The 11630-nt window shown below is 69.5% G+C and carries 11 protein-coding genes; 8 read left to right on the plus strand and 3 right to left on the minus strand.

Features of this window, described 5'->3' with window-relative positions; translation table 11 throughout:
- Window positions 1–94: 94 nt before the first annotated feature.
- The gene (locus ACWGQ1_RS12820; protein ID WP_136037280.1) at window positions 95–784 is read left to right on the plus strand and encodes a lysophospholipid acyltransferase family protein; all 690 of its coding nucleotides are present in this window, start codon (window positions 95–97) and stop codon (window positions 782–784) included.
- Window positions 785–831: 47 nt separating this feature from the next.
- Window positions 832–2172 carry a class II 3-deoxy-7-phosphoheptulonate synthase gene (locus tag ACWGQ1_RS12825; RefSeq protein WP_136031294.1) on the plus strand — a complete coding sequence of 447 codons (1341 nt, stop codon included), beginning with the start codon at window positions 832–834 and terminating at the stop codon, window positions 2170–2172.
- A gap of 64 nt (window positions 2173–2236) precedes the next feature.
- Here the strand turns inward: ACWGQ1_RS12825 and pknB are convergent, their stop codons facing one another.
- Both pknB and ACWGQ1_RS12835 read right to left on the minus strand, forming a co-directional pair.
- Entirely contained in the window at window positions 2237–4192 is a 1956-nt protein-coding gene (gene pknB, locus ACWGQ1_RS12830) for a Stk1 family PASTA domain-containing Ser/Thr kinase (RefSeq protein ID WP_136045636.1), read from the minus strand.
- Window positions 4193–4266: 74 nt separating this feature from the next.
- Window positions 4267–5469: a LysM peptidoglycan-binding domain-containing protein gene (locus ACWGQ1_RS12835; protein WP_452313083.1), complete on the minus strand. Its 1203-nt coding sequence runs from the start codon at window positions 5467–5469 to the stop codon at window positions 4267–4269.
- A 121-nt stretch (window positions 5470–5590) separates the two neighbouring features.
- Between ACWGQ1_RS12835 and ACWGQ1_RS12840 the strand changes: the two genes are divergently transcribed.
- Window positions 5591–5959: an Rv2175c family DNA-binding protein gene (locus tag ACWGQ1_RS12840; RefSeq protein ID WP_452313084.1), complete on the plus strand. Its 369-nt coding sequence runs from the start codon at window positions 5591–5593 to the stop codon at window positions 5957–5959.
- 7 nt (window positions 5960–5966) lie between these two features.
- On the opposite strand, the gene ACWGQ1_RS12845 is transcribed toward ACWGQ1_RS12840, so the two are convergent.
- A complete protein-coding gene (locus ACWGQ1_RS12845) occupies window positions 5967–7055 on the minus strand; it encodes a polyprenyl synthetase family protein (RefSeq protein ID WP_240753216.1) in 1089 nt (362 codons plus the stop codon).
- Between the two features lie 96 nt (window positions 7056–7151).
- Between ACWGQ1_RS12845 and ACWGQ1_RS12850 the strand changes: the two genes are divergently transcribed.
- The 5 genes from ACWGQ1_RS12850 (at window position 7152) to ACWGQ1_RS12870 (ending at window position 11617) form a co-directional block, all read left to right on the plus strand.
- On the plus strand, window positions 7152–7526 hold the full coding sequence (locus ACWGQ1_RS12850) for a DUF3040 domain-containing protein (RefSeq protein ID WP_136031304.1): 375 nt from the start codon (window positions 7152–7154) through the stop codon (window positions 7524–7526).
- A gap of 254 nt (window positions 7527–7780) precedes the next feature.
- A complete protein-coding gene (gene mraZ, locus ACWGQ1_RS12855; protein ID WP_136031306.1) occupies window positions 7781–8212 on the plus strand; it encodes a division/cell wall cluster transcriptional repressor MraZ in 432 nt (143 codons plus the stop codon).
- A 103-nt stretch (window positions 8213–8315) separates the two neighbouring features.
- Window positions 8316–9254, plus strand: a complete 939-nt coding sequence (gene rsmH / locus ACWGQ1_RS12860; RefSeq protein WP_136031308.1) for a 16S rRNA (cytosine(1402)-N(4))-methyltransferase RsmH — start codon at window positions 8316–8318, stop codon at window positions 9252–9254.
- Window positions 9251–9823 carry a hypothetical protein gene (locus ACWGQ1_RS12865; protein WP_136031310.1) on the plus strand — a complete coding sequence of 191 codons (573 nt, stop codon included), beginning with the start codon at window positions 9251–9253 and terminating at the stop codon, window positions 9821–9823. The genes rsmH and ACWGQ1_RS12865 overlap by 4 nt, the downstream gene beginning before the upstream one ends.
- A 24-nt stretch (window positions 9824–9847) precedes the next feature.
- Window positions 9848–11617: a peptidoglycan D,D-transpeptidase FtsI family protein gene (locus tag ACWGQ1_RS12870; RefSeq protein WP_136031312.1), complete on the plus strand. Its 1770-nt coding sequence runs from the start codon at window positions 9848–9850 to the stop codon at window positions 11615–11617.
- Window positions 11618–11630 lie beyond the last annotated feature (13 nt).

The raw sequence follows: 11630 nt of genomic DNA on the forward strand, positions 1-11630 counted from the left end.
GGCACCCGGTCGCGCTCAGGGTGAAACTGAGTCGCGCACGGCCTGTGCGAGCGGGGCTGGGGCGGACACCGGAGCGGCGCTAGACTTCACCTCGATGTTCTACTGGCTGATGAAGTACGTCGTGATCGGCCCCGTGGTCAAGGCGGTGTTCCGCCCCTGGATCGTGGGCCGGAAGAACGTGCCCGCGAGCGGTGCGGCGATCCTCGCCAGCAATCACCTCTCGTTCGCCGACTCCATCTTCCTTCCCCTCGTGATCGATCGGCCGATGTCGTTCCTCGCCAAGAGCGACTACTTCACCGGTCGCGGCCTCAAGGGCTGGTCGACGAAGTTCTTCATGAAGGCGACAGGACAGCTGCCCATCGACCGCTCGGGCGGCAAGGCCTCGGAGGCTTCGCTCAACACGGGACTGCAGGTGCTCGGCGGCGGCGAGCTGCTCGGCATCTATCCGGAGGGGACGCGCAGCCCCGACGGCAAGCTCTACCGCGGACGCACCGGCATCGCGCGGATGGCGCTCGAGGCGAAGGTCCCCGTGGTCCCCGTGATCATGGTCGACACCGACACCGCGATGCCGATCGGTCGACGCATTCCCCGCATCATGCGGGTCGGGATCGTGATCGGCGAGCCCCTCGACTTCTCTCGCTACGCGGGCATGGAGAACGACCGCTACATCCTGCGCTCCGTCACCGACGAGATCATGGTGGCGCTGCAGCGACTGGGTCAGCAGGAGTACGAAGACGTCTACGCCTCGACCGTGAAGGACCGCCTGCCCACCCGCGTCACATAGCCTCCGCAGCGCATCTCGGCACCGTCGCCGACCAGTAGGCTTGACGCATGCTCCCGCACCACATCGATGCCCTTGATGCCTGGCGCTCGCTTCCCATCAAGCAGCAGCCGCAGTGGCCGGACGCCGACCGCGTCGCCGACGTCTCCCGGCAGATCGCCGCTCTCCCGCCGCTGGTCTTCGCGGGGGAGGTCGACAATCTTCGCGACCGCCTCGCGCGTGCCGCCTCCGGCCAGGCTTTCCTGCTCCAGGGCGGCGACTGCGCCGAGACCTTCGCGGGCGCGACCGCGGAGCAGATCCGCAACCGCATCAAGACGGTGCTGCAGATGGCGGTGGTGCTCACCTACGGGGCGTCGATGCCGATCGTGAAGATGGGGCGCATGGCCGGGCAGTTCGCCAAGCCGCGCTCGAGCGACACCGAGACCCGTGGCGAGGTCACCCTGCCGGCGTACCGTGGCGACATCGTCAACGGCTACGACTTCACGGAGGGCTCGCGCCAGGCCGACCCCGGTCGTCTGCTGCAGGGCTACCACACGGCCGCGTCGACGCTGAACCTGATCCGCGCGTTCACGCAGGGTGGTTTCGCCGATCTGCGCGAGGTGCACTCGTGGAACAAGGGGTTCGCGCAGAACCCGGCCAACCAGCGCTACGAGCGCATGGCCGCCGAGATCGACCGGGCCATCAAGTTCATGGAGGCTGCGGGCGCCGACTTCGACGAGCTGAAGCGCGTCGAGTTCTTCACCGGCCACGAGGGCCTCCTGATGGATTACGAGCGGCCGATGACGCGCATCGACTCGCGCACGGACACCCCGTACAACACGTCCGCCCACTTCCTGTGGATCGGTGAGCGCACGCGCGAGCTCGACGGCGCGCACGTCGACTACTTCTCGAAGATCCGCAACCCGATCGGCGTCAAGCTCGGCCCGACGACGACGCCGGAGACGGCTCTCGCGCTGATCGACAAGCTCGACCCCGAGCGCGAGCCCGGACGACTGACCTTCATCACGCGCATGGGTGCCGGCAAGATCCGCGATGCGCTGCCTCCGCTGCTCGAGGCGGTCCGCGAGTCGGGCGCGCAGCCGCTGTGGGTCACCGACCCCATGCACGGCAACGGCATCACGACGCCCACGGGATACAAGACGCGGCGCTTCGATGACGTGGTCGACGAGGTGCGCGGCTTCTTCGAGGCGCACCGCTCCGTGGGCACGTTCCCGGGCGGCATCCACGTCGAGCTCACGGGCGACGACGTGACCGAGTGCCTCGGCGGCTCGGAGCAGATCGACGAGGCCGCCCTCGCGACGCGCTACGAGAGCCTGTGCGACCCGCGCCTGAACCACATGCAGTCCCTGGAGCTGGCGTTCCTGGTGGCCGAGGAGCTCGAGAAGCGCTGACGCCGCGGACACTGCATGACGAAGGGGCCGGAACATCGTTCCGGCCCCTTCGTCATGCGCCGACTCAGCCGGCGAAGCCCATCGTGAGCGTGATCGTCGCGCCCTTCCGCTGCGGGTCCGTCGGACTGTACGACTCGACGCGCGTGTTCTGATTGGCCAGCAGATCCCACACCGAGTCCGGGAGACCGGTGCCGCTCGTGTACGCCCACTTGAAGCCGGCGTCACGCAGTGCCTTGGTCGCCTCGTCGCGGGACAGCCCTGACACGTCGGGGACGTCGAACAGCGGCGGACCCTGGGAGACGATGAGCTGCACGGTCTCGCCCGGACGCCAGGACCCCTCCTCGCCACGCTCGGCGATACCGATGACGCGGTCCTTCCCGATCGTGTCGCTGGGCTGGTACTGGCTCTCGGCGTTGACCTTGAGGCCCTTGCTGGTGAGGGCGTCGGTCGCCTGGCTCACGGTCATATCGCTCACATCCGGCACGGGGCCGCGCGAGATCTGGATGGTGGCGGTGTCCTTCTCGAAGACCGTGCAGCCCTCGTCGCAGCCGTAGGCGTCGCCACCCGCGCGGGGGGTGATGCGCACGTTGATGACCGAGCCGTCGGCGACGTCGGTGAAGTACTCCTCGTCGTCGGTGATCTCCAGGTTCGCCCCCTCCAGGGCCGTGCGCACCTCGTCGGCAGGCACCCCGGCCACGGCGGCGATGTCGTGCGACGCGGGTCCGGCGGAGACGACGACCGCGACCGTCGCCCCCTTGTCGAGGCGTGAGCCCTCGCCCGGATCGGTCTCGATCACGGTGCCCTTGTCGACATCGACCGAGAACTCGTCGCGCTGCGTCGGCACGAATCCGGCATCGGTGAGCTCGGCGGCGGCCTGGTCGTACGTCTGACCCGCGACGGCGGGTACGGCGATGAGCGAGCCGGGGCCGGAGCCGAACCACCAGCCGACGCCGCCGGCGAGCACGGCCAGCAGCAGCACGAGGGACAGGAGGAAGGCTCCGCGGGCGCGGCGCTTGGATGCACGGCGCCGCAGGATCGTGGCGTTGTCGACCGTGCCGGCGGTGGGCGCGACAGCGTCGGGGATCACCATCGTGCCCGGCATCACCTTGGTCAGGTCGCCCGAGTCGGCGGCGCTCTGGGGGGGAACGGTCGCCCTGGTCACCGCGGGGGAGATGCCGAGCTCGCGCTCGATGTCGCGAAGGCGCTCGAGCATCTGCTGTGCATCGTCCGGCCGCTCGTCCGGCGACTTCTCGGTCGCCCACAGCACGAGCTCGTCCAGCTGCTCGGGAACGGCGGGATTGCGCACGCTGGGGCGCGGCACCGACTCCGTGGCGTGCTGGAACGCGATCTGCATCGGCTGCTCGCCCTTGTAGGGCTGCTCGCCCACGAGCATCTCGTACAGCATGATGCCGAGCGCATAGATGTCGCTGCGTGCGTCGGCCGTTCCGCGGGTGACGAGCTCCGGCGCGAGGTAGGCGATGGTGCCGAGGAGCTGCTGCCCGGTCGCGGTGTTCGCGGTGGTCGCGCGGGCCAGTCCGAAGTCGCCGATCTTGATGCGGCCGTCCTCGGCGAGCAGCACGTTCTCGGGCTTCACGTCGCGGTGCACGATCCCGGCCCGGTGCGCGGCGGAGAGCCCGGCGAGCACGGCGTCCATGATCGTGATGGTCTGTGCGACCGTGAGGCGCTTCTGTTCCCGGAGGAGTTCACGCAGGGTGATGCCGGGCAGGTACTCCATCACCAGGTAGGCGAGCTCGCCGTCCTGACCCTGGTCGAAGACGTTGACGACGTGCGGGTCGGCCAGTCGTGCCGCGGCGCGCGCCTCCTGGATGAAGCGGCTCTGGAACGCGGAGTCGTCGCTGAGGTGCGCGTGCATGACCTTCAGGGCGATGCGACGTTCGAGGCGGAGGTCCGTGGCGACGTACACCGTGGCCATCCCGCCGCGGGCGATCCGGGCCCGCACGCGGTACCGACCGTCGACGAGCCGCCCGATGAGGGGGTCGGCCTGCTGATTGGTCGTCACGTCAGAATTCTAGGGAGGATTGCCTGAAAGCCCCGGGAGCGCCTCACCCCTGGACCCCGTATTCCCCGGACATCTCAGCCGTACAGCGCGAGCCAGGCGTAGGCCTGAGCCTCCCACTGCCCGTACTTGTCGGGGTAGGCGGAGATCTGCACGGCCTGCGCTGCCGCGGTGAACGACAGGCTCTCCCACCCGGGGATGTCGAGCAGGCCTCGGGTGACCGTGCCGTTCGGATCGCTCGGGCCGCCATAGAACACGCGGGTGCTGCGGTCGGCGTCCATGATCTGCTCCGGCGTGCCCCATCCGGTGCTCGGGCGCTGCTGGAAGATGCCGAGCGAATCCCGATCGCCCCAGTCCAGGTTGCGCAGCCCGGACTCGACCATGCCGGTCGCGAGCGCCGTCGCGATGGCGCGATCGGACACGCCGAGCTCGCGACCGATACGGATGATGAGGGCGGCGGTGCCGGCCTGCTCCGCGGTGAGAGCGGCGCTGAGTTGACCTCCCGGTGCGGGAGCGGCCGCCGGGGCTGTGGCCGGCGCAGGAGCCGCGGCCGCCTGCACGGCGATCTTCTGCCCGGGGTAGATGATCGACGACGGCCCGAGACCGTTCAGTGCGAAGAGAGCCTGCGTCGTGGTGCCGTAGGACTGGGCGATCCCGTACAGCGTGTCACCGGCAGCGACCGTGTGCGTCGTCGCCGCGGGAGCGGGCGCCGGAGCCGGAGCCGGAGCGGGAGCGGGTGCCGCGGCGGGCGCAGCCGCGGGCGCGCCGATGGCGAGGCTCTGCCCCGGGTAGATGATCGAGGCGCGGGTGAGCCCGTTCGCGGACAGGACCGCATCGACGCTCGTGCCGTAGCGCTGCGCGATGGCGTAGACCGTGTCTCCCGCGACGACGGCGTGCACGGTGGTGGCGGCGGGCGCCGGTGCCGGAGTAGGCGCCGGAGCGGGAGTGGCGGCAGGCTGGAGGACGAGCGTCTGCCCCGGGTAGATCACCGAGCGCCAGGACAGGCCGTTCCAGGTCAGGACATCGACCGTGCGGAGCCCGAACCGACCGGCGATGGCCGCCACGGTGTCGCCCGGCTGGACGACATAGGTCGCCGGCGCCACCTGGGCGGGCACTCCACGCGGGGGAGCGGTGCGCTGCCGTTCGAGCGGCGCGACCGAGCCGTCGGCCGCAGCGACGGCGGGTGTGGCTGTCAGCGTTGCGGCGAGAGCGCCGGCGATCGCGGCGGGCAGCCCCAGCTGCAGGGTTCGAGCGCGGCGAGCAGCGGTCTGAAGGTTCACGACGGGCCCCCTTTTCGAGCACTTCACGCTGACACGGATGTATAGAGATGTCAACAGAAGTGACGCAAGTGAAAAGTGTGACAGAAGTGCCGAAATGCGTCAGGGACGTCGAGGTGAGATAGTGGGCATCGTGACTGAGAACGTTGCCGCCTCACCCGAAACCGCCCCCGTCGAGTGGTTGACGCTGCCCGACCTCGTCGAGGTTCTCGGTGAGCCGCTGGGACGCGTGCGTCGACTGATCGACGACCATCACCTGGTCGGATCGCGTCGTACCGGTGTCTTCGCCGTGCCGTCCGTGTTCATCGTCGATGGGCACCCGCTGAGCTCCCTGCGTGGCACGGTCATCGTGCTGCAGGATGCGGGCTTCAGCGATGACGAGCTCATCGACTGGCTTCTGGCGGAGGAGGAGAGCCTCGGCCGTTCGCCCATCGCGTCGCTGCTCGCCGGCCACAAGAGCGAGGTCCGCCGACTCGCGCGCACACTGGCCTGAGCGGGCTTCAGGCAGAGCGCACTGTCGCGGCTCGCCCGAGGTCGCGGAGCTCGCCCACGGCGGCGTTGTCGAGCGGAGCTCCGGTCAGCGCCCTGTCCGCCTCGCGGGCGTAGGCGGAGATCATGTCTTCCACCCGTGCGAGCGCGCCGGAGTCCGCGATGGTCGACTGCAGAGCGGCCACCTGCTGCGCACTCAGGGCCGGGTCGCCGAGCAGCTCATCGAGGATGGTGCGTGCGGGCGCGTCGAGCGCCTCGCGGGTCAGCGCGACCAGAACCGTCCGCTTGCCCTCTCGCAGATCGTCGCCGGCCGGCTTGCCCGTCACGCTGCTGTCGCCGAAGACGCCCAGCACGTCGTCTCGGAGTTGGAACGCCATCCCGACCGGGTGACCGAAGCGCCGCAGCGCTGCGAGCTGCTCGTGGTCTGCGCCGGCGAAGGCGGCACCGAGGACGAGCGGCTGCTCGATGCTGTACCTGGCCGACTTGAGCGAGGCGATGCGCAACGCGCGTTCCGCGTGCTCCTCCGCCGGATTGACGCTCCAGGCGGACTCCTCTGCGATGTCCAGGAACTGGCCCGTGGTCACATCGCGTCGCATGCGGGCGTACTCCCCGCGCACGGCGCTCGCGTGCGGATGGCCGTCGAGGGCGGCTTCGAGCAGGTCGTCGCTCCACGCCACCAGGAGGTCGCCGAGCAGAACGGCCCCCGCGCGACCGAAAGCCTCCGCGTCTCCGCTCCAGCGGGCGCCGCGGTGCGACGCCTCGAGGGCGCGATGGGCCGCGGGGCGACCGCGCCTGGTGTCGGAATTGTCGATCAGGTCGTCGTGCACGAGGGCGGCGGATTGGAAGATCTCGAGGGCCGCGCACAGATCCCACAGGCGGTCGTCCTCGGTGGCCGTGCGCTCGTGGAAACGGGCGACGGCACGCCACCCGGCATGACAGAAGCGCGCGCGCAGTCGCTTGCCACCCGCTAGCGTGCTCGCCGCCATGTCGAGGAACGCGCCCGCATCCGGCCCGTAGGCCGATGACTCCTCCCGCATGCGTGCGAGGAAGCCGTCCAGTCGGGCGGCGACGGCGTCGGGGACGGGAGAGGCTGACGGCACGACTCCCAGCATACGTAAAGGAAGGGAGGGGCCTGACGCTGGCCCCGGACGCCCGTCGAGCGTAGACTGGAGTGCACCATACCCGAGGGGGACGAGATGCCACTCTCCGAACAGGAGCAACGTCTGCTCGACGAGATGGAACGCCATCTCCTTCACAATGACGCCGATGTGGTGAGCGCGCCGTCCGGTGACCGCGCACTCAGCTATCGCAACCTCGTCTACGGGGCGCTCCTGCTGCTCGCGGGCGTCGGCGGTCTCGTCGTCGGTGTCATCCTCGGCGATGTCTGGGGTGTGGTGGTCGGGGTCATCGGGTTCGCGGCCATGCTTGCCGGCGTCATGCTCGCGGTCACCCCCGTGCGTCGCTCGGCGCCGGCCGAGCCGCGTCAGCGCTCGACCGCGAAGCGACAGGACTCCTCCTCCTTCATGGATCGCATGAACGATCGCTGGGATCGCCGCCAAGACGGACGGTGACCCGCCTCACCTTCTCTGAGAAGCCCGGATGCTCTGCATCCGGGCTTTTTCCGTGTGTGGACTCTTTCCTCCACTGGGCCTCCACGACCCTCCACTGACGCTCCACCCCGCTCCACCGCGTAATCACGCGGTTCTCTGGCGCGCCCGGAGTCCTTCGAGCAGAATCTACGGGCATTCGTCATAGGAAAGTGGAGCAAAGTGGAGTAAAGTGGGGAGCACCTCGAGTTGGCCGGACGGAGAGGGGGTGAAGGCCGATGCTGCTGGGCACGCACTCACCGAAGCTGGACGACAAGGGACGGGTCATCCTTCCCGCGAAGTTCCGCGAGGACCTGGGCGGCGGCATCGTCGTCACCCGCGGTCAGGAGCGCTGCCTCTACGTCTTCAGCACGGCCGAGTTCGAGGCGATGCACGAGCGGATCCGTCAGGCGCCGCTCGCGAACAAGCAGGCACGTGACTTCATGCGCCTGTTCCTCTCCGGAGCAAGCGCGGAGATGCCCGACAGCCAGAACCGCATCACCATCCCCGCCCACCTGCGTCAGTACGCCGGTCTTCAGAAGGAGCTCATCGTGACCGGAGTCGGTGCTCACGCCGAGATCTGGGACGCCGAGAGCTGGAACGCCTACCTCGCCGCTGGTGAGGAGTCCTACGCCGAACTGGAGCAGGAGGTGATTCCCGGACTGTTCTGACCACGGCTGTGATGCCCCGCCGCTCCCGCCCCGACACACTTCCCCGGTGCCGGGTCGCGAAGCGGAGGGGGATCAGAGCCGAAGGTCGGACCCGAGAGAGATCATGAGCCTCCGCGACATCCACACCCCCGTCCTGCTCGACCGCTGCGTCGAGCTGCTCGCGCCCGCCCTGCAGGAGGACGGCGCCGTGCTGGTCGACGCAACCCTCGGCATGGGGGGACACTCCGAGGCGCTGCTCGAGCGGTTCCCCGGCATCCGCCTGATCGGGCTCGACCGTGACACCGACGCGCTGCGGATCGCGGGGGAGCGGCTCGCCCGGTTCCGCGATCGCCTCACCCTGGTGCACGCCGTCTACGACGAGATCGGCCTGCACGCTCAGGGCGCCGCGGGCATCCTGTTCGACCTCGGGGTCTCCTCGCTGCAACTCGACGAGGCCGAGCGCGGTTTCGCGTACGCCAAGGATGCTCCTCTGGACATGCGGATGGACCAGACGAAGGGCGTCACCGCCGCCGACGTCATCGCCACCTACAGCGAGGGCAACCTGCGGCGCATCTTCGAGCGCTACGGCGAGGAGAAGCTCGCGGGCCGCTACGCCCGATTCATCATCGAGGCACGGCAGAAGCAGCCGATCCTGCGGTCGGGCGAACTCGTCGACATCCTCGTCGCTGCCACGCCCGCGGCCGCCCAGCGCGCTGGACACCCCGCCAAGCGGGTGTTCCAGGCGCTGCGCATCGAGGTCAATGCGGAGCTGAACGTGCTCGCCGACGCGATCCCGGCCGCGATGGACGCCCTCGCCGTCGGCGGGCGCATCGTCGTGATGTCGTACCAGTCGCTGGAAGACCGCCTGGTCAAGCAGGCGTTCGCGGCCGCGTCCGCGTCCACGGCCCCGGCGGGGCTGCCGGTCGAGCTCCCGGAGCACGCCCCCCGCTTCCGCATCCTGACCAAGGGCGCGGAGCTCGCCGACGACGAAGAGCGCGCCCGCAACCCGCGGGCGATCCCGGTGCGCCTGCGCGCCGCTGAGAAGGTGCGGGAGAGCGCATGAGCATGAACGCAGTACGCACGGCGGCCCGTCCGCTGCCCTCCGAGGCGCCGCAGCGCGCACCGAAGCGGCGACTGCAGCCGGTCACCACCCCCGCGGTCCGCCGCAAGCCGAAGCTGGCCTATGCGCTCGTGGCCCTGGCCGGCGCCCTCGCCATCGGCGCGGCGCAGGTCGGATTGTCCCTCGCGATCACGCAGGACTCGTTCACCCTCGCGGGCCTGTCGTCCCAGCAGCGGGAGCTGGATCTGCACACGCACGCCCTGCAGGAGGAGCTCACCGGCCTGAGCTCGCCGCAGGTGCTCGCCAGCAGCGCGGCCGCGCTCGGGATGGTCGTCGCCGGTTCCCCCTCGTACCTCCGGCTCAGCGACGGCGCGGTCTTCGGCACGGGGTCGGGAGCCGACTGGACCTCGACCGTCGACCCGAACGGGGCGGCGGCCGTCGGGAACGTGCTGATCACCGAGAACGCGCCGCCCGCGGAGCAGACCGCGCAGGGCGAGGACGGCGTCGCGCCGCCCGCGCAGGATCTTCCGCCGGCCATCACCGACGGCCTCCCCAGCCCCACCACCCACTGATCGCAACGACCACGGAGAGATCCCATGACGACACGAGCCACGCGCGGACCGCGGCGACGCACTGTCGTCGCTCTGGCGGTCATCCTCTCGGTCCTGGTGGCGTTCGTCGTCCGCCTCGTCGACATCCAGGTCGTGAGCGCCGATGAGCACGTCTCGCAGTCGCTCGAGCACATCGGGGCGGGTTCCGCCATCCCCGGCCAGCGCGGCTCGATCGTCGACTCCGGGGGCACCGTGCTCGCATCGAGCGTCATGGTCTACGACGCCCAGCTGAGCCCGCAGGTGATCATGCTCGTCGAGGAGAAGAACCCGAAGCTGCCGTGGGCCGAGGCCTCGGACAAGATCGCCGCGATCACCGGTCAGACCGGCGAGGAGGTGCGGGCGCTGGTCTCCAACGCCCTCGCCGAGAACCCGAACAGCCAGTACGCGCCGCTCAAGAAGGGCCTGAACACTGAGCAGTACATCGCTCTGCGCGACCTCGGCATCGGCTCCTACCTGTCGCTCAAGCCGCGGGAGACGCGGGTCTACCCGAACGGTGCGGTCGCCGGGAACATCCTCGGCTTCCTCGACAACACGGGGGAGGCGAAGGCCGGCGTCGAGCAGCTCGAGGAGACGTGCCTCGCGCCGGTCGACGGTGAGGAGACCTACCGCAAGGGCAAGGACGGCGTCGTCATCCCGGGCAGCGAGAAGGTCGTCGACGCCGTGGACGGCGGCACCGTGCAGCTCACGATCAACAGCGACCTGCAGTGGTACCTCCAGCAGATGATCGGCGAGGAGGCGCAGAAGCAGGGCGCCAAGGGCGGCACCGTGACGGTCGTCGAGGTGGCGACGGGCAAGATCCGCGCTGCGGCCGAGTGGCCGGCGATGGACCCCAACGACCTCGACTCCTCCACGCCCGAGACGCGCTACAGCCAGATCTTCCACCGAGACTTCGAGCCGGGATCCACGTTCAAGGCGATCACCGCCGCGGCCGCGATCGAGGGCGCGGGTCTCACGCCCCTGAGCACGGTGACCGCCTCGTCGCGCGAGACGTTCCCGAACGGTGCCGTCATCAACGACGCCTTCTCACACCCGGCCTACAACTACACGCTCGCGGGCGGCCTGATCGACTCGTCGAACGTCGCACTGTCCAAGTTCGGCACCATGGTGTCGCCCGAAGTGCGCTACGACTACCTGCAGCGGTTCGGCGTCGGCCAGAAGACGCTCGACTTCCCGTCCGAGGTGTCCGGTCTGCTGCACCCCGTCTCCGACTGGGACAGCCAGTCGCTGTACACGACCACGTTCGGCCAGTACTTCACGGTCACCGCGCCGCAGCTCGCCGGCGCATACCAGGCGATCGCGAACGGCGGCGAGAAGATCGACCTGTCGCTGGTCGAGTCCTGCACCGGTGCGGACGGCACGGTCTCCGAGGTGAAGAAGCCCGAGCACGAGCAGATCGTCGCACCGCAGACCGCGGCCGACCTCACCCGCATGCTCGAGAACGTCGCGGTCCAGGGCGGCAACGCCGATCGCATCCAGGTTCCCGGCTACCGCGTGACGAGCAAGACGGGTACCGCACAGGTCTCCGACGGCAACGGCGGATACAAGGCCGGCGTGTACTACACGAGCATGGTGGGCTTCGCTCCGGTCGACGATCCGCAGTACGTCGTCGTGGTCACTCTCGACGAGCCGACTAAGGTTGTATCGTCCGCGGCCACCGCATCCGCCTTCCAGAAGGCGATGACGCAGGTGATGAAGACCTATCGCGTGATGCCGTCCTCTGTCCCGATGGACGCGCTCCTCCCCAAGTTCGGATAGTCGGCGAGAGCCG

The organism is Microbacterium sp. NPDC055599 (assembly GCF_053618975.1).